18 protein-coding genes and 2 tRNA genes are annotated in these 21,905 nt (G+C 39.1%); 7 read left to right on the forward strand and 13 right to left on the reverse strand.

Translation table 11 applies throughout. The features are described from left to right. Positions 1–68: 68 nt before the first annotated feature. The 3 genes from KIV10_RS05700 to mutS all read right to left on the reverse strand — a co-directional run bounded on the left by KIV10_RS05700 (position 69) and on the right by mutS (position 3,118). Positions 69–152, reverse strand: a tRNA-Leu gene (locus KIV10_RS05700). A 122-nt stretch (positions 153–274) separates the two neighbouring features. Beyond that, a tRNA-Gly gene (locus tag KIV10_RS05705) sits at positions 275–347 on the reverse strand. Positions 348–502: 155 nt separating this feature from the next. Then, complete coding sequence (gene mutS / locus KIV10_RS05710) at positions 503–3,118, reverse strand: DNA mismatch repair protein MutS (RefSeq protein WP_214112522.1); 2,616 nt, start codon at positions 3,116–3,118, stop codon at positions 503–505. 190 nt (positions 3,119–3,308) lie between these two features. Between mutS and KIV10_RS05715 the strand changes: the two genes are divergently transcribed. After that, on the forward strand, positions 3,309–3,845 hold the full coding sequence (locus KIV10_RS05715) for a TrmH family RNA methyltransferase (protein ID WP_214112523.1): 537 nt from the start codon (positions 3,309–3,311) through the stop codon (positions 3,843–3,845). A 1-nt stretch (position 3,846) separates the two neighbouring features. Here KIV10_RS05715 and folK read toward each other — a convergent pair whose 3' ends face one another. Further along, the gene (gene folK / locus KIV10_RS05720; protein ID WP_262898407.1) at positions 3,847–4,983 is read right to left on the reverse strand and encodes a 2-amino-4-hydroxy-6-hydroxymethyldihydropteridine diphosphokinase; all 1,137 of its coding nucleotides are present in this window, start codon (positions 4,981–4,983) and stop codon (positions 3,847–3,849) included. An 81-nt stretch (positions 4,984–5,064) separates the two neighbouring features. Here folK and KIV10_RS05725 point away from each other — a divergent pair, with 81 nt between their 5' ends. Beyond that, positions 5,065–7,725, forward strand: a complete 2,661-nt coding sequence (locus KIV10_RS05725) for an AsmA family protein (RefSeq protein ID WP_214112525.1) — start codon at positions 5,065–5,067, stop codon at positions 7,723–7,725. Here KIV10_RS05725 and KIV10_RS05730 read toward each other — a convergent pair whose 3' ends face one another. Next, positions 7,726–8,520: a DUF2797 domain-containing protein gene (locus KIV10_RS05730; RefSeq protein WP_214112526.1), complete on the reverse strand. Its 795-nt coding sequence runs from the start codon at positions 8,518–8,520 to the stop codon at positions 7,726–7,728. Positions 8,521–8,640: 120 nt separating this feature from the next. Between KIV10_RS05730 and KIV10_RS05735 the strand changes: the two genes are divergently transcribed. Further along, entirely contained in the window at positions 8,641–10,182 is a 1,542-nt protein-coding gene (locus KIV10_RS05735) for a GH3 auxin-responsive promoter family protein (protein WP_214112527.1), read from the forward strand. Between the two features lie 142 nt (positions 10,183–10,324). After that, complete coding sequence (locus KIV10_RS05740) at positions 10,325–10,510, forward strand: hypothetical protein (protein WP_214112528.1); 186 nt, start codon at positions 10,325–10,327, stop codon at positions 10,508–10,510. 82 nt (positions 10,511–10,592) lie between these two features. Here KIV10_RS05740 and clpX read toward each other — a convergent pair whose 3' ends face one another. From clpX to KIV10_RS05780, 8 genes are all read right to left on the reverse strand, one after another. Next, the gene (clpX, locus tag KIV10_RS05745; RefSeq protein WP_214112766.1) at positions 10,593–11,825 is read right to left on the reverse strand and encodes an ATP-dependent Clp protease ATP-binding subunit ClpX; all 1,233 of its coding nucleotides are present in this window, start codon (positions 11,823–11,825) and stop codon (positions 10,593–10,595) included. Positions 11,826–11,852: 27 nt separating this feature from the next. Next, positions 11,853–12,527: an ATP-dependent Clp endopeptidase proteolytic subunit ClpP gene (gene clpP, locus KIV10_RS05750; RefSeq protein ID WP_214112529.1), complete on the reverse strand. Its 675-nt coding sequence runs from the start codon at positions 12,525–12,527 to the stop codon at positions 11,853–11,855. Between the two features lie 114 nt (positions 12,528–12,641). Next, positions 12,642–13,961, reverse strand: coding sequence for a trigger factor (tig, locus tag KIV10_RS05755; RefSeq protein ID WP_214112530.1), 1,320 nt, complete (start codon positions 13,959–13,961; stop codon positions 12,642–12,644). 140 nt (positions 13,962–14,101) lie between these two features. Beyond that, positions 14,102–14,446, reverse strand: a complete 345-nt coding sequence (locus tag KIV10_RS05760; RefSeq protein ID WP_214112531.1) for a phage holin family protein — start codon at positions 14,444–14,446, stop codon at positions 14,102–14,104. Positions 14,447–14,533: 87 nt separating this feature from the next. Further along, positions 14,534–16,066 (reverse strand): SGNH/GDSL hydrolase family protein, encoded by a 1,533-nt coding sequence (locus KIV10_RS05765; RefSeq protein ID WP_214112532.1) that lies wholly within the window; start codon positions 16,064–16,066, stop codon positions 14,534–14,536. A gap of 12 nt (positions 16,067–16,078) precedes the next feature. Then, the gene (locus tag KIV10_RS05770; protein ID WP_214112533.1) at positions 16,079–17,326 is read right to left on the reverse strand and encodes an OmpP1/FadL family transporter; all 1,248 of its coding nucleotides are present in this window, start codon (positions 17,324–17,326) and stop codon (positions 16,079–16,081) included. A gap of 183 nt (positions 17,327–17,509) precedes the next feature. Beyond that, positions 17,510–18,274 (reverse strand): alpha/beta fold hydrolase, encoded by a 765-nt coding sequence (locus tag KIV10_RS05775; protein WP_214112534.1) that lies wholly within the window; start codon positions 18,272–18,274, stop codon positions 17,510–17,512. Between the two features lie 341 nt (positions 18,275–18,615). Then, positions 18,616–19,329, reverse strand: coding sequence for a pyridoxine 5'-phosphate synthase (locus tag KIV10_RS05780; RefSeq protein WP_214112535.1), 714 nt, complete (start codon positions 19,327–19,329; stop codon positions 18,616–18,618). Between the two features lie 208 nt (positions 19,330–19,537). Here KIV10_RS05780 and KIV10_RS05785 point away from each other — a divergent pair, with 208 nt between their 5' ends. The 3 genes from KIV10_RS05785 (at position 19,538) to porG (ending at position 21,905) form a co-directional block, all read left to right on the forward strand. Continuing rightward, a complete protein-coding gene (locus tag KIV10_RS05785; protein WP_214112536.1) occupies positions 19,538–20,194 on the forward strand; it encodes a CBS domain-containing protein in 657 nt (218 codons plus the stop codon). Between the two features lie 34 nt (positions 20,195–20,228). Beyond that, positions 20,229–21,113, forward strand: a complete 885-nt coding sequence (locus KIV10_RS05790) for an NAD kinase (protein ID WP_214112537.1) — start codon at positions 20,229–20,231, stop codon at positions 21,111–21,113. A gap of 99 nt (positions 21,114–21,212) precedes the next feature. After that, positions 21,213–21,905: a type IX secretion system protein PorG gene (gene porG / locus KIV10_RS05795; protein ID WP_214112538.1), complete on the forward strand. Its 693-nt coding sequence runs from the start codon at positions 21,213–21,215 to the stop codon at positions 21,903–21,905.

Below are 21,905 nucleotides of genomic sequence, written 5' to 3' on the forward strand. Positions count from 1 at the left end.
ATTTTCCATAATTGAAAAAGGAGTTCTAAAAACCAAAAAACCCCTGAATTTACAGGGGTTTTATTCAGTACTCGAGGCGGGACTTGAACCCGCACGACCAGATGGTCACAGGATTTTAAGTCCGGCGTGTCTACCAATTCCACCACTCGAGCAGTTGTCTATATTACAACTCGGACTTAACAAAAAATGCCGAATTGCATCCGGCATTATGATTAGCGAAAAACGGCCCCGACGCTTCGGGGTAACCGCAACCACGAAGGTTTGTCGCATTTAGAGCGAAAAACGGGATTCGAACCCGCGACCTCCACCTTGGCAAGGTGGCGCTCTACCAACTGAGCTATTTTCGCATTTTTCAAATTTCTGCGCTCTACCATCCCGATAACTATCGGAAGAGCTATTTTCGCAGAATACTAAATGAACGTTGCTTCGTTACCAAAGCGGGAGCAAATTTAAAACTTTTACTTCAAAAGCAAAGTTTTTTTTGAGAAATTAAATGAAAAAATTACTTTTTAAATTTTACTGATGCATTACGCTGCAACATTCGCCGTATCTCGTTCAACTTCATTAATGCCTCCACCGGCGTAAGTGTATTAATATCAATCTCTAAAATTTCCTCACGAAGTTCTTCCAAAAGTGGGTCATCCAATTTGAAAAAACTCAATTGCATTTCTTCTTTTGAAACTGCCTTCATTTCCTCGGTCAATTCTTCCGAAGCATGGCTCTTTTCAAGCCTTTTCAATATTTTATTGGCCCGCTGAAGCACCGCTTGCGGCATTCCTGCCATTTTTGCCACGTGAATTCCAAAACTGTGGTGGCTTCCGCCCGGAACCAATTTCCGAAGAAAAAGAACAGTATCCTTCAATTCCTTTACAGAAACATTATAGTTTTTTATCCGCGGAAACGTTTCCGTCATTTCATTCAATTCGTGGTAATGGGTTGCAAAAAGCGTTTTTCCTTTTGAAGGGTGCTCGTGCAAATATTCACTGATGGCCCACGCAATTGATATACCATCATAGGTGCTGGTGCCACGACCAATTTCATCCAAAAGAATCAAACTTCGCTCTGAAAGATTGTTGAGAATGCTTGCTGTCTCGTTCATCTCCACCATAAAAGTGGATTCGCCCATGGAGATATTATCGCTCGCACCCACACGCGTAAAGATTTTATCCACACAGCCCATTCGCACTGCTGAGGCAGGCACAAAACTTCCCATTTGCGCGAGCAGAACAATTAATGCCGTTTGCCGCAGAATTGCCGACTTACCGCTCATGTTGGGGCCAGTGATCATAATAATTTGTTGGTTTTCACGATCGAGAAAAACATCGTTCGCAATGTACGGAGTATCGTGCGGGAGCTGTTTTTCAATCACAGGGTGGCGGCCTTCCTTTATGTCCAAATCAAACGTTTCATCCAAAAGTGGACGCGTATAATTGGCATCTTTCGCTTGTGTTGCAAAAGAACACAGGCAATCCAACTGTGCAATTAGTGCAGCGTTTTGTTGTACCGATGCAATAAACTGAAGCAACCAATCAATCAGTTTGGCAAAAATTTCCTGTTCCAATGCGAGTATTTTTTCCTCGGCACCAAGAATTTTAGTTTCGTATTCCTTTAATTCTTCCGTAATATATCTCTCGGCGTTCACCAGAGTTTGCTTACGAATCCATTCCTGTGGAACCTTGTCCTTATGCGTATTTCGAACTTCTATGTAATAACCGAAAACATTGTTTGAAGCAATTTTCAATGAAGAAATTCCTGTTCGTTTTGTTTCGCGCTCCAGCATTGCATCCAAATATTCCTTTCCATTTGCTGAAATATTCCGAAGTTCATCAAGTGTTTCCGAAAATCCTTCCGCGATTGTATTTCCTTTTAAAATATTTACCGGCGCTTCCTCGAAGAGTGTTTCTTTTATTTTGTTCCGAAGCAATTCGCAATCGTGTAATTGCTCTCCAATGATTTTCAGCGATTCATTTTTGGAATTTAGCGCCAAAACTTTGATAGGAACAATAGCCTCCAAGGAATTTTTAAGCTGAATAACCTCCCGGGGATTGATTTTTCCCGTGGCCACTTTTGAAATCAATCGCTCCAAATCGCCAATACGTTTTGTATGCTGTTGAATTTTCTCTAAAGTAAGTGGGTTATCCAACAGAAAACTCACCACTTCGTGCCGGCGGGTAATCTTGTCCACATTTTTCAGCGGAAGTGCCATCCAGCGTTTCAAGAGCCTTCCGCCCATAGGCGAAATGGTTTTATCAATCACATCCAAAAGCGTAACCGCATTTTGTTGGGTGGAATGGTACAATTCCAAATTGCGGATGGTAAAACGGTCCATCCAAACGTATTCCTCCTCGGCAATGCGCGCCAATTTTGAGATGTGCTGCAACTTTGTGTGACGCGTTTCACTTAAATAATGGAGCGCTGCGCCCGCTGCGATAATGCCGTCTTCCAGATGGTCGACTCCAAAACCTTTTAGATTTTTTACATCAAAATGCTTCGTGAGCGTTTCAAAGGCGTAATCGCTTTGGAAAATCCAATCCTCCAAATAGAAAGTATGGTATTCATTTCCAAATGTTTCAGAAAATACTTTCCGTTTCTGTTTGGAGAAAAGCACTTCCGAAGGATTGAAATTCTGAAGCAGTTTATCAACGTATTCGGAAGAACCTTCAGAAACCAAGAATTCACCTGTGGAAACGTCCAAAAATGAAACCCCAAGATTTTTATTTCCGAAATAAACCGCCGCCAAAAAGTTATTTGATTTCGATTTTAAAATATCATCGTTGAAAGCAACTCCGGGCGTGACCAATTCGGTGACGCCACGCTTTACGATGGTTTTGGTCATTTTTGGGTCTTCCAGTTGGTCGCAAATTGCAACCCGGCAACCCGCCATCACCAATTTTGGCAAATAGGTATTCAATGAATGGTGCGGGAAACCAGCAAGTTCGGTACGCTCGCTCCCGTTGTTTCTATTGGTGAGCGTAATGTTCAAAATGCCAGCGGCACGGATGGCGTCTTCCCCAAAAGTTTCGTAGAAATCGCCCACACGAAACAGTAACAAAGCATCGGGATACTTCGCTTTTATCGTGTTGTATTGCTTCATCAACGGGGTTTCCTTCTTCGCCATACTAAATGCCCGCGCAGGCGGGTTTCTTTACATTAAAAATTCAATCGATAAATGTAACCAAATTGCCCTTTTCCTAAAAATGAAGTGATTGTGAATTATTCAGTTTTATCAACAATTCCGCAGAAATTATCATTCAAAATTGCTTTGAGAAACAATCCAATTTCACAATAACTTTTAACTTTGCGCATCCATGAAAAACCGAAAATTAAAAAACAGCGAACTGAACCGAATAAACACTGAAGAATATAAAGCTTCAGAAAAGACGCCGCTTATTATCATTCTCGATAATATTCGGAGTTTGAATAACATCGGTTCCGTTTTTCGCACCGCGGACGCATTTTTGGTGAAGAAAATCTATCTGTGCGGCATTACCGCAAAGCCACCGCACAAGGACATAAACAAGACTGCCCTTGGCGCACAGGATAGTGTGGAATGGGAATACGCCGAAAATACGGTTGATGTAGTTTCAAAATTACAAAGCGAAGGTGTATTTGTTACTTCTATTGAGCAAGCGGAACTTGCGATAAATCTGAACGATTTTTCTGTTAATAAGCATATTACGTATGCCGTGATTTTTGGAAATGAAGTGAAAGGCGTGCAGCAAAAAGTGGTTTCCGCCAGCGATGCGGTGATTGAAATTCCGCAGTTTGGCACCAAGCATTCCCTTAATATTTCGGTGAGCGTGGGGGTTGTGGTTTGGGACTTATTCTGTAAACTTCAGAAATAAATTAATCCGCAATTTCTTTCAAAACCTTTAAATAATCTTCACGGTTTTTGATAAAATCAATTTCAGAAATATCAATAATTTTCACATTTTCAGATTGTTGGTTTTTTATGAATTCCAAATACCCGGCATTCAATTTTTGAAGATAATCCGCCTCGATACTTTGCTCGTATTTTCTTCCACGCTTTTTAATATTTTGCAACAATCTTTCCGTATTTTGATACAGGTACACGTACAAATCTGGCTTGGGCAGTTCCTTTTGCATTACCGAAAACAACCTTTTATATAGCAGGAATTCTACTTCGGGCAGAGTAATCTGGGCAAAAATCAGTGATTTATTGATGTCATAATCACCAATTACACATTCCTTGAAAAGATCGAACTGCGCAATATCGTCCACCAATTGCTGATAGCGATCTGCTAAAAAAGACATTTCCAAAGGAAAGGCATAGCGTGCGGGATCCTCATAAAATTTGGGAAGAAAAGGATTGTCCCTAAAACGTTCCAAAATCAATTTTGCATTAAAATCATTTGCAATTTTTGTGGCGAGACTGGTTTTCCCAGCACCAATATTTCCTTCAATGGCTATGTAATTATATTTAGAAATGTTGAAATCCTTCACCGGGTTGCTCAACCACTTGTTTTGTTTTAAAAGTGTACTGTTGTCCGTAGATTCGGCTAAAATTTTTATGATGTTTTTTTTGGAAATTGGGTGGATTATATGCGAATTGATTTCTGCCAAAGGTTGCAACACAAACTTCCGCTTCTCCATTTGGGGATGTGGAATTGTAAGCTCTTGAGATTCTAAAATGAGTTCGTCCACAAAAATGATGTCAATATCAATAGGTCGCGATGTATATGATTTTGTGGCGCCGCGCACCCTGCCCATTGTTTTTTCAATGGCAAGAATTGTTTTCAGAATTTTTTTCGGCTTTAAATCTGTATGCAGCAAAACGGCACAGTTCAAGAAAGGATCCCCTTCAAAACCCATTGCTGGTGTTTCATAAACCGAAGAGATTTTTACAATTTGTCCCACTTTTTCAAACAGAAAATTTATGGCACTTTGCAGATTCTCAAAGCGGTTTCCCATATTGCTTCCTAACGAAAAATATACGTGGTGGTTGGGTTTTAGCGTTTCCAATTTTAACATTTAAGACGAAATTAAGGAAAAGAAAATGACTACCAAGTAAATTTGCGAACAGTTTAAAAGTTTCGAATACAGATGAAAAAATTTCTCAAAATATTCGGTATCGTTCTGGGGATTCTACTTATTCTCCTACTTGCCGCCCCGTTTTTATTCAAGGGAAGCCTTGAAAAAATGCTGAAGAAAACCATCAATGAAAACCTGAACGCCACTGTGGCTTGGGAAGAACTGGATCTCAGCCTGTTCCGAAGTTTTCCCGATGCCTCACTTCAGCTGAATAATTTCAATGTTTTGAACAAGGCTCCATTTGCCGGCGATACGTTGGCTAGCGGTAAAAGCCTGAAACTGGATATGGGCGTCATGCAACTTTTCAAATCTAAAAATTTGAAGATTGATGCCATTCATCTTGATGGGGCGTTCATCAATATAAAGATAGATTCACTAGGAAATGCCAATTACGATATTGCTATAAAAGACGATGCACCGGCTGTCAATCCTGAGGAAAACGCAAACGAGGAAGGATTCAGTTTTGACCTTCAAGAGTATGAAATTACAAATTCGCGCATCAACTATCTGGATGAGGCTAGCAAAACTTTCTTAATCCTTACGGACGTTCAGCACGAGGGAAGTGGGGATTTTTCGCAGGAAATTAGCAATCTGGATACGAAAACGCGAGCTTTGGCATCATTCAGAATTGACAGTCTTAAATATTTGACCAAAAACCAGATTGCGCTGGATGCAATTTTTAAACTCGACCTTAAAAATCAGAAATACACATTTCTTGAAAACGAAGCCAAAATCAATGAGCTGCCTTTAACATTTGAAGGATTTGTAAAAGTAAACGAAACCAACAACGAGGTGGATTTATCTTTCAAAACGCCATCTTCAGATTTTAAAAATTTTCTGGCCGTAATTCCCGAAGCCTACGTAAAACAAATAAATGACGTGAAAACCACCGGAAATTTCACGGTAAATGGAATGATAAAAGGAATTGTGGACAGCACCCACATACCAACCATGGATATTAAAGTAGCCAGTAACAATGCTTCGTTTAAATATCCAGATTTGCCAAAATCCGTCGAAAATATCACCATTGATGCAGAACTGATAAATGAAACAGGGCTGCTGGCAGACACCTATCTAAATATCCCTAAACTTACATTTACCATAGACAATGAACCTTTTGAGATGCAGGCCAATATTAAAAATATGACCGAAAATGCGCTTGTGGATATGGAAATGAAGGGAGTTTTAAATCTTGCAAATATTAAACAAGTACTACCCGTGGAAATGGAACAAAATCTGAGCGGGATTTTCAGGGCAGATCTTGCCGCCGAGTTTGATATGGAATCTGTGGAAAAGGAACGTTATGATAAAATAGATGCCCGCGGCACCGCAAGTTTGACGAATTTCAATTACAAGGATGCCGGTTTTAAAAATGAAATTAAAGTATCCAATGCAAATCTTGCGCTGCAACCTGGCGTTTTCACTTTAAGGGAATTAAATGCCACCACGGGATCTACGGATATTAAAGCTTCTGGAAATATTCAAAATTTGATTCCTTTTTTAATGAGCAAGCAAGATTTGAAAGGAAGATTTGCCGTACAGTCCAATAATTTCAATGTAAACGATTTTATGTCTTCAGAAGAAAAAACCACCTCGACAAATACTTCTGAAGAAGGCAAATCAGCGCAAAAAACCACAACTTCCGAAGGGATAAAAATTCCAGATTTTCTCGATGCAACTTTGGATTTTTCGGCAAAAAAATTGGTTTACGATAATATTCAATTGAGCGATGCCAAAGGCACGGCGACCATTCAAAATGAGGCTGTTTCAATAAGCAATTTTACTTCAGATATTTTTGGCGGTAACATAGCATTTTCAGGAAATATTTCCACAAAAAACGAAATTCCAACCTTTTCCGTAGATCTGGATTTGAGCAAAATTGACATTGACCAATCGTTTGAAAATCTTGAAATGTTCCAGTTTCTGGTTCCTATCGCAAAGTCATTACAAGGAAGCCTGAACACTAAATTTCAGTTGAACGGGCAGTTGACAAATGATTTTTCGCCAAAACTTTCAACACTTGCCGGAAATGCTTTGGCACAAATTATTACGGCAGAAGTTGATCCTCAACAAACGCCATTGTTATCAACTCTGGGCAATAAAATTTCATTTTTGGACCTGGATAGATTGAGTCTGCGGGATGTAAGCACCAACCTAACCTTCAACAATGGAAAAATTGAAGTAAAGCCGTTCCGTTTTGATGTGAAAGGAATTGATGTGGCGGTAGCAGGTACACATGGGCTCGATAAATCCATCGATTATAATTTAACATTTGACGTGCCCGCAAAATATTTGGGCAGTGATATTACAAAATTGATGCAAAACCTTAGCCCGAAAGAGGCTAATGAAATGAGCGTGAACCTTCCGATTGGCTTGAGAGGAACGTTTACAAATCCGCAGGTTTCCGTAGACACACAAACTGCTATAAATACATTGACACAGCAACTTTTGGCCAAACAAAAAGATAAGTTGATCAACCAAGGAGGCGATCTTTTGGGCGGACTATTGGGCGGTGGCACCAAAAAAGATTCGACAAAAACTTCAACAAATACAGGGAATAACCAACAGAATACACAACAGCAACAAACTACGCAAACCATTAAAAATGTTCTGGGTGGACTTTTGGGCGGCAAAAAGAAGACTGATACCACCAATACAAAATCTGGGAACTGATCAATTTACGGTGATGGAAACCACATAACCTTCGTTGCCACGCACATTGAAAACGGTATCGTCCGCAAAAAGTAAATATTGACCCTTAATCCCTTTTAAAACGCCTTCATAAAAAGGTGATTTTTCAAGATTGAGGGTTTTTGGTTTCAATGGATATTGCAAAACCGGAAATTGAAGATTGGTTTCAACATTATTTTCAATGAAATATTCAGCAGCTTCGGCAGGAATATATTGCCTTAAATTATTTCGCCATAATGCCAAATCCTCATCTTTAATATCGTTTTTCAGCATACTTCGCCAGTTTGTCTTGTCGCTTAAATGGTCTTTCAGTGCGACTTCGGTTATGCCCGCGAGATAGCGATTGGGCACTTCCACAATTTCAATGGCTTCGTGCGCTCCTTGATCTATCCATCGCGTGGGGATTTGTGTTTTTCGCGTAACACCTACTTTAATACTGCTACTATTTGCTAGATAAACCACATGGGGCTGCAATTGTACGCGCTTTTCGTAATCCAGATCACGTTCCTCAATTCCTAAATGCGCCTTACTTTTTTCGGGATTTATAACCCAATCTGCCGCCTGCGGAATGGAATAAAAACAATCATAACAATACCCTTGTCTATAAATTTTCTTTTGAAGTCCACAATTAAGGCACTGATAACGAAGAAAATTGATGGAAATTTTTTTATCCAATAATTGGTTAACGTTTAAAAAATCATTTTCAAAAACCAAATAATACTGAATGGGCGAACCGTTTTCGGTCTGCATTTTAGTGAGCACTCCTTCGTAATTCATGGATCCAAATTTTTTATTCCGAATTTATTTTTGAAGCAATTGGGCGCAACATCGCCCGAAAAAAGAAATATTCGTAATTATAAAATTGTTATTTTTATAGCATAAAGATAGCGGAAAAACATGCCAATCCCCATCGTAAATTCCATTGCTTCGTGGTTTCTGAAAAAAAGATTTCATCAAATTGATCTTTTTTTGAAGTACCCCATTGAGGTTCAGGAAGAATTACTTTTCAACTTGCTCTACAAAGCAAAAAATACGGAGATAGGTCGTGAATATGATTTTTCCAGCATAAAAAGCTATCGCGAATTTGCAGATAGAATTCCCGTTACCACCTATGAGGAAAATGAAGCGCGCATTGAGCGCGCACGTAGGGGCGAAACAAATATTTTCTGGCCCACCCACATAAAATGGTTCGCAAAATCCAGCGGAACCACAAATGCGAAAAGCAAATTTATTCCCGTTACTTTCGATTCTTTGGAAGGCTGCCATTACGCTGCCAGTAAGGACTTGCTGTGTATGTACCTAAACAATAATCCAAATGCGAATCTATTTTTAGGAAAAAGTTTACGGCTGGGCGGAAGCAAGCAATTATATCAGGAAAATGGGACTGTGTTTGGCGATCTTTCGGCCATTTTAATTGATAATATGCCGTTTTGGGCGGAGTTTAGCAGTACGCCCAGCAGCGAAGTTTCATTGATGGCAGATTGGGAAACCAAAATGCAAGCGATAGTAAACGAGACCATAAAGGAAAACGTTACAAGCCTCGCCGGGGTGCCCTCGTGGATGCTTGTTTTGTTGAACAATGTAATGGAGACCACTGGCAAAGGAAATTTGTTTGAAGTGTGGCCAAATTTAGAAGTGTATTTTCACGGAGGCGTAAATTTTGATCCCTACATAGACCAGTATAATAAATTGTTGCCGAAGAGTGAATTCAGGTATTATGAAATCTATAATGCTTCGGAAGGTTTTTTTGCCATACAGGATAGAAATGATAATAAGGAATTGATGCTCATGTTGGATTACGGAATTTTCTACGAATTCATCCCAATGAACAGTTACGGCACTCCAGAAGAAAAAGTAATTCCGCTGAGTGAAGTTGAGGAAGGACAAAATTATGCAGTAGTTATTACTACCAATTCGGGTCTTTGGCGATATAAAATTGGGGATACTGTTCGTTTTACCTCGACCAATCCGTACCGTATAAAAGTTACTGGGAGAACCAAGCACCACATCAACGTTTTTGGCGAAGAACTTATAATAGAAAATGCGGAGAGTGCCCTTCGGAAAGTTTCACAGATTACAAATGCTGAAATTGTGGATTACACCGTAGCTCCTATATACATGGATGGAAAGAAAAAGGGCGCCCACGAATGGATGATTGAATTCAAGCTTCCTCCGCAGGATATGCAGACATTTTCTCAGTTACTTGATTCAGCCCTTCAGGAAGTAAATAGCGATTACGAAGCAAAACGGTACAATAATACGACGCTTAATGCGCCAAAAATTCATTCGGCGCGGGAAAGACTTTTTTACGATTGGCTAAAACTTAAAGATAAACTAGGTGGCCAGCACAAAGTTCCCAGACTTTCCAATTCCCGGGACTATTTAGAGGAACTTTTGGCACTCAATAAGACTTCTCAACAAGACGTAGAAGTGTATTAAATCGATGATTTTTTCACTTAAACGACACTGTTATTCACGGGTTTGCATTTCAACGAATATGTAATACGTTCAACTAAAAGTTTTGTGGCATCCTGCATTCCGCTGTAAGTTTGCTTCATCAAAAAACAATAGTTGCCCCCAAATGAAAAAATTTATTTACATAATTTCTTTTTTAGTTTTTACAGCTTCTTTTTGCTCTTGCTCTGCAACACAGCAAGTGAAAAATTCTGACAATCAAGTAGCCGGATATAATCTTAAAAGTAAAAGAGAGAAAATGGAGCAAAAAATATTGAATAACAAAAACAAAATACTTTTGGCTACGCCATAACTACAAAAACATATAAATTATAAAAAACCTCGGAACGTTCCGAGGTTTTTTTTTGGGTTAAAGTATTTGTGATATAAAGCGATTACGAAACTGCCTTCAATTTCTTGAGTGTTGATTTATTCAATTTCTCTTCAGCATATTCTTTTGTAACGTGCAGTTTTTTGTGATCTGTACCAGGCAATTCGTACATAGCATCTGTTAAAACAGCTTCACATAATGAACGTAAGCCGCGGGCCCCAAGTTTATATTCAATGGCCTGTTCAACAATGAAATCAAGTGCTTCTTCCGTAATAACAAATTCTATATCATCCATTTCAAACAATTTTTTATACTGTTTTATAATGGCGTTTTTTGGTTCGGTAAGAATGGCGCGAAGCGTCTCCTTGTCCAACGGATTCATATAGGTTAATACTGGAAGACGGCCAATGATTTCAGGTATCAGGCCAAAATCCTTTAAATCTTTCGGAATAATGTACCGAAGCATATTGTCTTTTTCCATTTGGTTTTCCTTGACTGACGCGGTAAAACCAACGGCCTGCATATTCAAGCGTTTTGAGATATGCCTTTCAATACCATCAAAAGCACCTCCAGCGATAAATAAAATATTTTCAGTATTTACCTCAATGAATTTTTGATCGGGGTGTTTTCTTCCTCCCTTTGGCGGAACATTTACAGTGGTTCCTTCCAAAAGCTTCAACAGAGCTTGCTGCACCCCTTCTCCACTCACATCTCGGGTTATCGATGGATTGTCGCTTTTGCGGGCTATTTTGTCAATTTCATCAATAAAAACTATTCCATTTTCTGCCTTTTCAAGATTGTAATCTGCCGCCTGAAGCAAGCGCGTCAAGATACTTTCCACATCTTCGCCTACGTAGCCAGCTTCGGTTAAAACAGTTGCATCAACAATGGCAAGTGGTACATTCAACATACGTGCAATTGTTTTTGCGATCAGCGTTTTTCCAGTTCCAGTTTGGCCAACAATGATAATGTTACTTTTCTGGATTTCAATATCATCTTCACTTTTTGGCTGCAGCAACCTTTTATAATGGTTGTAAACTGCAACTGACATAACCTTTTTAGTATGTTCTTGACCAATAACGTATTCGTCAAGAAAAGCCTTTATCAATTTTGGTTTTTTCAGCATTAGGTCTTTGGTCAATTCGCCATTGCCGGAGTGCAATGCTTCCTCGACCACAATTCCGTGTGCCTGTTCGATACAGCGGTCACAAATATGGGCATCCAAACCTGCTATCAGCAAATTTGTTTCAGCCTTTTTCCTTCCGCAGAATGAACACTCTAAATCTTCTTTTGGCATATTATTCTTTTTCAAAAAAAATCCTTTTTAGCTTCGGGTCAAAATTTCATCTATCATTCCATATTCCAAAGCCCTATCCGCTTTCATCCAGTAATCCCTATCACTATCCTCGTAAACTTTTTCATACGTTTGTCCAGTGTGTTTAGCAATTATTCTATATAATTCCTCCTTTAGCGAAATAATTTCCCGCGCGGTAATTTCAATATCGCTTGCCTGTCCTTGCGCTCCGCCCAATGGCTGGTGTATCATAACTCGGGAATGCGTTAAACCGCTTCTTTTTCCTTTTTCGCCCGCGCACAAAAGCACTGCGGCCATGGAGGCCGCCATTCCAGTACAGATGGTAGCTACGTCTGGCTTAATGAATTGCATGGTATCGTAAATTCCCAATCCGGCATATACACTACCGCCCGGAGAATTTATATAAATTTGAATATCGCGCGTGGCATCCGTACTTGCCAAAAACAGGAGTTGTGCTTGTACAATATTTGCTACTTGATCATTGATTCCCGTTCCTAAAAATATGATCCGGTCCATCATCAAGCGTGAAAAAACGTCCATAGCAACAGCGTTCATCTGGCGTTCCTCTATAATATTGGGCGTTAAATTCACTGGGTACATACTGCTAATTATTTGATCGTAGTACATAGCATTAATACCCTGATCTTTAGTGGCAAAATTTTTAAATTCTTTACTATAGTCCATAAATGTTCAATTCCTTATTTTAAAACTGTTGTTATATCCTGCCATTTGCAGGAATGAAAAAGGCGTTAAATTATAAATAATCCAACGCCTAAAGATAACTATTTATTCGCTGAATTACGCGTAGGCTTCTTTTACGAATTTGTCGTAGGTGACCTCTTTGGTCTTCAGCTTTGCATTTTCCTTAAAGTAGTTTAATAATTTATTGGTGTTCAGTTGTTCGCTCAAACGCTGCACTTCTTCTTTGTTTGAAAGAATTCTTGCCGCAATGGATTCCAATTCCTCATCCGTAGGGTTGTTTTGACCAAATTGCGCCATTTGGGCTTTTATCATATTTTTAGAATACTCTTTCAATTCATCAAAGGTAACCTGAAGATTATTTTCTGCGCGAAGTTTTCCTTCAATAAGTTGGTAGCGAAGACCTTTTTCGCTTCTTTCGTATTCGGCTTTTGCATCTTCCTCAGAAAGTTTCTTTTCTCCGCTCACGGCAATCCAGCGCTGTAAAAATGCATCTGGGAGATCAAATTTTGTGTTTTCTATCAATGAATCTACCACGTCGTTCAATAATTTTTGATCGCTCTGCTGCGCAAACTGCCCTTCAGCATCTTCCTTGATTTTTTTCTTTAATTCTTCTTCTGAAGTTACCACACCTTCGCCAAACAATTTGTCAAATAATTCTTGGTTAAGTTCCGCCATTTCGCGTTTGTTGACCTCTTCAATTTTGAAGGAAACCGCTATATCGAGACCGTGCGCATCATCGTGGGCAACGCCAAAGTATTTTTGATTGTCGTGATCATCTGCAAACATACCCTTGGTATTCAAGGAAACCATATCGCCAACTTTTGCGCCCATTAGGCTTTCAAGCTGTGATTTTCCAGCAATATCTTCTGTGGAAAGCGTTGTTTTCTTTTCAATTTCTTTTTCTGAAGAAGTAAAAGTACCGGTAATCTCATCACCCTTTTCAACTTCATTCTTAGAAATCAATTTTCCGTATTGCTTGCGGATTGTTTTTACTTGGTTATTTAACATTTCCTCGTCTGCCACGATTTTGTACTGCAACACTTCATTGCCCTTCACATCCACATTGAAATCTGGCGCAAGGCCCAATTCAAATTCAAATGAGTAATCATCAGCATCCCAGTTGATGTCTGCTTCATTCTTCGGAAGTGGATTTCCCAGAACATCCAGTTTTTCTTCGGTAAGAAATTTATGAAGCGCATCCTGCAAAAGCTTATTCACTTCTTCTACCAAAACAGCCTTGCCGTACTGCTTTTTCACCATTCCCATTGGCACATGTCCTTTTCTAAAACCGGGAATATTGGCATTTTTACGATAATCGCTCAGCACTTTTTCAACTTTTCCAGCGTAATCGTCCTTTGAAATTTCCACTGTAATTACAGCGTTCAATTTATCAATGTCTTTTTTTGTAATGTTCATTTTTTCTCTTCTGAATTTCGGGACGCAAAAATACGGCTTTTTAAAGAACCCAACAAACATTTACAACCCGTTGTTTCTGAAAGAGATTAGGCTATTCCGAAGCAAGGTTAAATATCGACTTCAAATTAACCGGAGCGCATTCATCTTTCTTCCTTCAAAAGCGAAAAAAGAATGGATTGAAAAAGGGAAAGCAATAAGCTAAAGAGTAGTGCCCACCAGATGGAAGCAACATTAAAACCTCCCACAAAAAAATCTGCCATCAAAATAATTATGGCATTTACAATTAATAGAAAAAGACCGAAAGTGATTATGGTTATGGGTAGCGTAAACAAAATCAAAATGGGTTTTACAATGAGCCGAAGCAACGCGATAACAATGGCCACAACAATGGCCGTGCCATAGCCATCTACCATAACACCCGGAAGAATTTGTGATAGCACCACGACGGCGAGTGCCGTAAGCAGTAATTTTAGAAGGAATTTCATATTATAAAATTTTGGTTGTTGAATAAAGATAAAAAAACCGCCTTCATTTTGAAGGCGGTTTTTTTAATATTTAAACTCGTTTAAAATTTAGTTGTTGGTCAACGTAATTGTTGGATAATCTCCAATATTTACGGTTGGGATGGTTGCATCGTATGTTTCGTTAATTGCCTGTATGGCAAGATTGGCAACATAAGCATACCCGCGTGCCGTAGGATGTACCCCGTCTAAGGAGAACGCTCCGCCTGTTACAAATTGGTTGGTAAGCAAACCTGCGTCATAACTTATACCGCCGTTAGCAACTCGATTTAGAGCAGCCCGTGCGTCAACGAAAGCAAGACCGTTTGCGTTTGCCAACGCTTGGATTGTTGCATTGTATGCCATGCTTGCCGCTGTTACGCGAGCCTGTTCTGTAACGGCCAATACCAAATCGTCACTTAATGGAATGGTTACACCGACCACACCCTGAGGATTGCTTGGGTCTGGCACCGAGCCTAAAACTGACGATGCTGGCAAAACTATAAGATCATCTGGTTTCACTTGGCGCAACTGGCCTAGTAATCCTGCGGTCTGTGCCGGCAAACTAAAGGGTGGCCCCTGTAGGATTTGGGTTAAATCAGTTAAATCATCGTCAACCATTATAGGGAAATTTTGGCCAGCAGAAAAATTAATCATTCTAAGTGCTGCTTCTTCTTGAGAAATAACTCCCGCGCCCACAAGACCAGGCAAAACCGCATTATTATAAGCGGCAAATTGTGCATTCAACGCACCTGCCGTAGCCGCATCCAATGGAATGGCATTTCGAGGGACAGTAGTAAAATAGGGAATTGAAGTTACCTCTGGAATATTCACCAAAACACCTTTAGCCCCGTTGGCGGCCAATGCAGCTACCTGCTGGCTATAAACCGAAGCGAAAACATTCGGATCTGTGATATCATTATTTCCATAGGTGTTTGGGTCTGAATTTCCTGTTTGATCTACCCCAGAACCACCCGCGGTTGCGTAAGCCAGAATATCATTATTACCAATCCAAAGACTGAAGAATGTAGGGTTTTGAGCAGTTGCATCGGCGATTATTGTTGCATTATCACTGCTTGCGAAGCGTGCGAAATAAGGGTTGGCGGCACCTTGAGCAACCCCGCCAGCATTACCGTAACCGGGCGCGACTAAATGAAAACTTTTTGCTCCCGGAACGCCCATATTGTTGAATGGACCTACAAGTTTATTTGTAACCTCAGTTGTTGGGTTTCCTTCTAAACGTACTGGCCCAGGGTTTCCATTGGCCCCAACGGCGAGCACAAATCTGTTTTCAGTGATTTGGTTTCCTCCAAGAAGCAAACCACCTAAATTATCATTCATTAGTGGTTGAGTAAATTCACCGCCACCGGCTAGTGAAAATTGTTCAGCCATTATATTTGGATAACTGTTATTTTGGCCCGTGATGTATAAAGCTCCATCAGCGAAACCTGCTGTCAAGGAATTTCCCACGGCAACGTATCTTGAAAAATCTGCCGTTCCGCTAGTGTAAAATCCTTCTTCATTTACAGGATTATCAAATTCAGGCTCACAGCTTGCAAAACCCACAGCTACGACCGCAAATGTATATTTTAGAATATTTTTCATTTTTTAAAAAAATTAAAGTTTGTAAGTAAGCCCTAATCCTGGAGCAAACGCGTTTGATTTATAAGTTCCGCTAAAAGGAACGTTTACGCCATTTTCAGTATAGAAATCATAAGAGGCATCAACTTCCTTGAATCTAGAATATAGGAAAGAAGCATCAATCTGTAAATGGTCACTTACGTTCACCGTAAGTCCGGCAGTGAAATTATTACTGTCGTTACGTGGCGTTTCTGGGGCAAAATAACCAGCTTGTATAGGAGATTCATCAAAATAATAACCCGCTCTCAAAGTGAACATTGTTGAAGCATCATACTGAAGTCCAAAACGGTAAATTGAAGCATTTTTATAATTCCGTGGATTTCTTGAATCTGGTGTTTCGTTCGCAAAGTCTATGTCCAAAGAATCATAAACGTCCCAAAATGCTCTGTTGTAATCAAATGCAAAAAGCCATTTTTCACAGAACTGGTAAGACATACCCACCGTCATTTCTGCCGGCAACGGCAAAGAAGCATTAAATGTTGTGTTTGAAAAAGGGGTCAAAGGTGAATTTGGAATATTTTCAAAAGTGGCATCGCCATCTTCTGCTTCCAAAATAATTTCGGAACGATAAGTGGCACCCAAATGAAGATTTTCAGTAAAATTGAACATAGCACTCGCCGTCCATCCCCAATTGCTAACTCCCGAAGCATCAATTGTCACTTCAGAACGGTTTCCTTCAAGATCGGTCAAAGTACGGTTCAGATTTCTATTGAAATTCACAGAACCATTCACATAAATAGCTCCACCACCAAAACTGAACTTATCGTTCACTTTAATTGAAACGGTAGGCTGAACGTAAAACGCCTTAAGGTCGATGTTGTTCACCAAATGGGATCCTTCCCAATCATCTTCATATTCCACAGTACTTCCATAAGGTGTGTAAACTCCCAGACCTACGGCCAACCAATCCGTAGCTTTATAAGAAGCGTACAAATATAACGGTGTTCCCACTGGACTGTCTGTTTCGGCATAGGCGCCATTTGCAGAATTTTGATAAGCAACGCCAGAAAAAACGCCACTTACCCCGGCGGAAATGTTCAATCTATCCTCCAGATAAACCAAACCTGCTGGGTTAAAAAACACAAGTTCACTACTATTGATTACGGCAACACCGGTGTGCCCCATCGCCAGGGCTTTTTGGCCCTGTAAGCTCACACGGTAACCGCCCGCATAAGTAACCGCGCTTGCAAGTATGAAGGCGGCAAAAAGGAATAGTTTATTCATAGTTTTTTGTTTAATTAAATTTTTACTATCAGTTTAGAGGAATTAATTGAATAAAATTCGAAAATTTATTATGCGTACATAATAAAGTCTCATGCAATGTTATAAAAAAATCATAACATTCGGGATTCTTTTCAGCATTTTTTGAATGTATGCAAGTATTTCTATGCTTACTACTTTGAAGAATTATAGAAATTTGATACAGGCCGCATAAAAATCATCTGGATTTTCTGCGTGGAGCCAATGACCCGCATTTGGTATGGTTTCAATTTGCGCTTTCGGGAAATGTTTCTTTATTAAAATCTCGTCCATGGGCTCTATATAACCGCTCTTTTCGCCGCCAAGAAAAAGGGTATCGCCACTAAAAACCGAATTTTCAGGAAGCGCTTCCCCTACAGCTCCTATTTTTGAAGAAAGCACTGGCAAATTCAATCGCAGTGCGAATTCGTTTTTATTTTTTCGGTATAAATTTTTGAGGACAAAGAGTTTGGTTCCTTCGTTTTTAATGTATTCTGAAAGAATATCTTCCGCATCGCCACGGGATTCAATTTTATTGAAATCCAGCATGGATAGCGCCTTCAAAATATCTTGATGGTGGGGCGGATATGCTTTGGGACCAATATCTGCAATAATTAATTTTGAAACCATCTGTGGATATGAAACCGCAAATTGCATTGCCGTTTTTCCACCCATGGAATGACCGAGCAGGATAATATTTTGAAGGTTGTGCTCCTCGCAATATATCCTCAAATCTTCTGCCATTACTTCGTATGAAAATTCATCGCTATGGAAACTGCGGCCGTGGTTTCTTTGATCCAAAAGATGCACCTGAAAATCATTTTCTTCTGAAAATCGATTTCCCAATGTTTTCCAGTTATCACTCATGCCCAAAAAACCGTGCAGGATTACAAAGGGTTTTCCTTCGCCTAAAATTTGTGAGTTTAGTGCCATTTTAAAATTTGTTCTTTAAATAAAGTCAATATTTTCCCTCGAATTATTTATAATTTTATTATCGACAATCCATATATAGAAAATTTGATAAAAAACATTAATAATTAGTATTATATATACTGTTTTTTTACTTTTTTCAATTTTAAATTTTGATATCCGAATTATCAAAACAATAGTTTGTAACCAACTTAAAATAAATAAAATCCAAAATATATTTAAGTATTCATCGTATGATGAATTTATTCGAAAAACAAAAAATATTAAAAAAAATATTACAGCTAAAAATGGAATTATTGTGAATAGTATTTTTTGAATCGTATTTAATTTATATTTCCCCATAATTACCCCAACTTCTCTAAATACCCAGAAATCACAACCTCCAACCCATCATAAAGCGCCTCGCAAATAAGCGCGTGCCCAATGCTCACTTCTAAAAGATTCGGGATGTTTTCCTTGAAAAACTTGATGTTTTCCAGGGAAAGATCGTGTCCCGCGTTGATGCCCAAATTCAATTCATTCGCTAAAATCGCACAATCTGTATAGGGTTTTATGGCTTCTTTATTGCTGAGCGCGTATTGTTTTGCAAATTCTTCAGTATATAATTCTATTCTGTCAGTTCCCGTTTTTGCTGCGCCCTCAATCATTTTTTTTACCGGGTCCACAAAAATGGACGTTCGGATTTCGTTTCGTTTTAATTCAGAAATAATTTCAATTAAAAAATCCTTGTTTTTGAGCGTGTCCCAACCGGCGTTTGACGTTATGGCATCCACCGCATCTGGAACCAGCGTAACCTGTTCCGGTTTAATTTCAAGAACCATTTTCATAAAAGAATCAATTGGGTTTCCCTCGATATTGTATTCCGTTTTTACGATTGGTTTAAGATCGTAAGCGTCCTTATAGCGAATGTGTCGCTCGTCCGGCCTTGGGTGGATTGTAATGCCCTGTGCGCCGAATTTTTGTACATCTTCAGCAACCTTTAAAAGATTGGGCATATTGCCGCCACGCGCATTCCGAAGCGTCGCAATTTTATTGATGTTTACACTTAGTTTTGTCATTTTCTTTTAAATATTTCAGATTTCTGATTCAAAATTTCAGGTTGGTTTCTTAAATAATTTTTGAAATGATTTTAAAATATTCTTTATTAAAATTTCACTTCGGACTACTATCTTCCCGCCTTTGTTTCAGCCAATATTTAACAAAAATACAAACCTTTGCAGGCTTTATAAATCTTTATTTTAAGTAATTTGCACTAAAAATATTGCAATGGAAATCCAAAATTATATTATTAATGATGTGGAAGCTTTTGACGTTTCTTCAAAATTGAAGGATGTTCAGGCGGTTTTCAATCAGCTTACTTACTCGCATATTCCCGTAAAAAAAGATGGTCATTATATAGGAAGCATTTCTGAAACAGATGCTTACTGTTTTGAAAGCAACAAATTATTGAGTGATTATCAATATGCCATTGAGCCTTTCCATGTTTTGGAAGACACCAATTGGCTTGATATTCTTGAAGCGTTCGCGCTTTATGGAAGCAATATTATGCCAGTTTTGGGAACAGAGAATAAATACTTGGGCTATTACGAGCTTGGCGACATTATGAGCCTTTTCAACAATACCCCATTTCTCAACGAAACCGGTGGAATTATTGTGGTGGAAAAAGGGGTGCAGGATTATTCCTTCAGCGAAATTTGCCAAATTGTAGAATCTAACGGTACGCGCATTTTTGGCGCTTTCATTTCAAAAATTGTGAATGATACCGTCCAAGTAACCATAAAAGTTGGGCACTCCGGCATCAATACCATTGTACAGACTTTCAGAAGATATAATTATGTGATTGTAAGCCAGCACGAAGAAGATAAGTTTCTGGAAGACTTAAAGGAAAGATCCAATTATCTGGATAAATACCTAAATATTTAGTGAAGCAAACCACAAACAGATTTAATTCAGATAAATGAAAATAGGTATTTACGGACAGTTTTATCACGAAAATTCTGAAACCTATATTCAGACGTTGATTGATGCGCTTCAGAAAAAGGACGTTGAAGTTTTTATTGAAGAAAATTTCCTGGAAATAATAAACCGCAATCAAGACATTACCAAAAACTTTTCAAAGCTGGCAACTTTCACAAAATTGGATGCGAGTTTTGATCTTTTTTTCAGCATTGGCGGTGATGGCACTATTTTAAAGGCGGTGACTTTTGTGAGGGATTTAAATATTCCGATAGTTGGAATCAATACTGGGAGGCTTGGTTTTTTGGCGACGATTCAAAAAGAAGAAATTTCAGAAAGCATCAATCTTATTTTGAATAAAAAATATACCATTTCAGAAAGAAGTTTGCTTACGTTGAACACCGCTCCAAATAACAATGAATTGGGTTCACTCAATTTCGCACTGAACGAAATTGCCGTAAACCGAAAAAATACCACTTCCATGATTAAGGTGGAAACTTTTGTGAACGACAGCTACCTTACATCATACTGGTCAGACGGGCTAATAGTTTCTACACCCACTGGTTCCACGGGCTATTCGCTTAGTTGCGGCGGCCCTATTATTGAGCCCAGTGCCAATAGTTTTGTTATTACCCCAATTGCCCCGCACAACCTTAACGCGCGTCCATTAGTTATACCAGATAACAGCACCATAAATTTAAAGGTATCGGGGCGCGAGACTAGTTTTTTGGCTTCCATGGATTCCCGCATCGCAACTTTGGAAAATGAAACCACCCTCATCATCAAAAAAGCCGATTTTACTATTAAATTGCTTCAGCTAAACGATGATAGCTTCATAAAAACTCTTCGTAAAAAACTTTTATGGGGCGAAGACAAGCGCAACTAGACAATAAAATCTTTTAAAATTTGTTAATCAACTGAGACAAATTGGCCTAGAATATAGTTAAGCCAAGTTAATTGTTATATTTGCAAACTTTTAGGGTATATGAAGTATTACGCGGCCGCAATTTTTATAGTGTTTACAAGCTTTTGGGCAAACTCACAGACCTACGAGATAGGTGCTATGATTGGTGGTTCCAATTACATTGGGGACATTGGCAAGACAAATTACATTAACCCTAACAACCTTGCCATAGGCGGTATTGCCAAGTGGAACCGAAGCCCGCGCCATTCCTTTCGCGCTTCGTTTCTTGTCGCAAAAATTGATGGCGATGATGCCGATAGCGGCAATAGCCGAAGAGAGCAGCGCGGCTATTCCTTTGAAAATACAATAAGTGAACTTTCCGTGGGACTAGAATATACCTTTTGGGAATATGACGTGCACGCCGCCAAGCAAATTTCAGCACCCTATCTTTATACAGGTCTTACTTATTTTGGCTATAATGCGCTTTTTAAACAAAATGACAACGAAATAGTTGAATACGATAAGGCAGGCACCATGGCTATACCCATGGTTGTAGGCTATAAGGCTACTTTGGGAACATTTGCAATGGTAGGTTTTGAAGTTGGCGTACGCTACACGTTTACCGATAATCTTGATGGTAGCAACCCTGTAAAGGATTTAGAGGATAATCAAGCTTTAAAATTTGGAAACGTAAATAGTGATGACTGGTATGTTTTCACTGGAATAACAGTAACCTTTGCTTTTGGAAGAAAGCCATGTTATTGTAATTTTTAG

The sequence above is a fragment of the Aequorivita echinoideorum genome (assembly GCF_018476645.1).
GTDB lineage: Bacteria > Bacteroidota > Bacteroidia > Flavobacteriales > Flavobacteriaceae > Aequorivita > Aequorivita echinoideorum.

What these genes read in the sequence shown, in the direction of transcription:
- mutS (WP_214112522.1), bottom strand. Translation starts at nt 3,118, where the DNA reads ATGGCGAAGAAGGAAACCCCGTTGATGAAGCAATACAACACGATAAAA.
- KIV10_RS05715 (WP_214112523.1), top strand. Translation starts at nt 3,309, where the DNA reads ATGAAAAACCGAAAATTAAAAAACAGCGAACTGAACCGAATAAACACT.
- KIV10_RS05725 (WP_214112525.1), top strand. Translation starts at nt 5,065, where the DNA reads ATGAAAAAATTTCTCAAAATATTCGGTATCGTTCTGGGGATTCTACTT.
- KIV10_RS05730 (WP_214112526.1), bottom strand. Translation starts at nt 8,520, where the DNA reads ATGAATTACGAAGGAGTGCTCACTAAAATGCAGACCGAAAACGGTTCG.
- KIV10_RS05735 (WP_214112527.1), top strand. Translation starts at nt 8,641, where the DNA reads ATGCCAATCCCCATCGTAAATTCCATTGCTTCGTGGTTTCTGAAAAAA.
- KIV10_RS05740 (WP_214112528.1), top strand. Translation starts at nt 10,325, where the DNA reads ATGAAAAAATTTATTTACATAATTTCTTTTTTAGTTTTTACAGCTTCT.
- clpX (WP_214112766.1), bottom strand. Translation starts at nt 11,825, where the DNA reads ATGCCAAAAGAAGATTTAGAGTGTTCATTCTGCGGAAGGAAAAAGGCT.
- clpP (WP_214112529.1), bottom strand. Translation starts at nt 12,527, where the DNA reads ATGGACTATAGTAAAGAATTTAAAAATTTTGCCACTAAAGATCAGGGT.
- tig (WP_214112530.1), bottom strand. Translation starts at nt 13,961, where the DNA reads ATGAACATTACAAAAAAAGACATTGATAAATTGAACGCTGTAATTACA.
- KIV10_RS05760 (WP_214112531.1), bottom strand. Translation starts at nt 14,446, where the DNA reads ATGAAATTCCTTCTAAAATTACTGCTTACGGCACTCGCCGTCGTGGTG.
- KIV10_RS05765 (WP_214112532.1), bottom strand. Translation starts at nt 16,066, where the DNA reads ATGAAAAATATTCTAAAATATACATTTGCGGTCGTAGCTGTGGGTTTT.
- KIV10_RS05770 (WP_214112533.1), bottom strand. Translation starts at nt 17,326, where the DNA reads ATGAATAAACTATTCCTTTTTGCCGCCTTCATACTTGCAAGCGCGGTT.
- KIV10_RS05775 (WP_214112534.1), bottom strand. Translation starts at nt 18,274, where the DNA reads ATGGCACTAAACTCACAAATTTTAGGCGAAGGAAAACCCTTTGTAATC.
- KIV10_RS05780 (WP_214112535.1), bottom strand. Translation starts at nt 19,329, where the DNA reads ATGACAAAACTAAGTGTAAACATCAATAAAATTGCGACGCTTCGGAAT.
- KIV10_RS05785 (WP_214112536.1), top strand. Translation starts at nt 19,538, where the DNA reads ATGGAAATCCAAAATTATATTATTAATGATGTGGAAGCTTTTGACGTT.
- KIV10_RS05790 (WP_214112537.1), top strand. Translation starts at nt 20,229, where the DNA reads ATGAAAATAGGTATTTACGGACAGTTTTATCACGAAAATTCTGAAACC.
- porG (WP_214112538.1), top strand. Translation starts at nt 21,213, where the DNA reads ATGAAGTATTACGCGGCCGCAATTTTTATAGTGTTTACAAGCTTTTGG.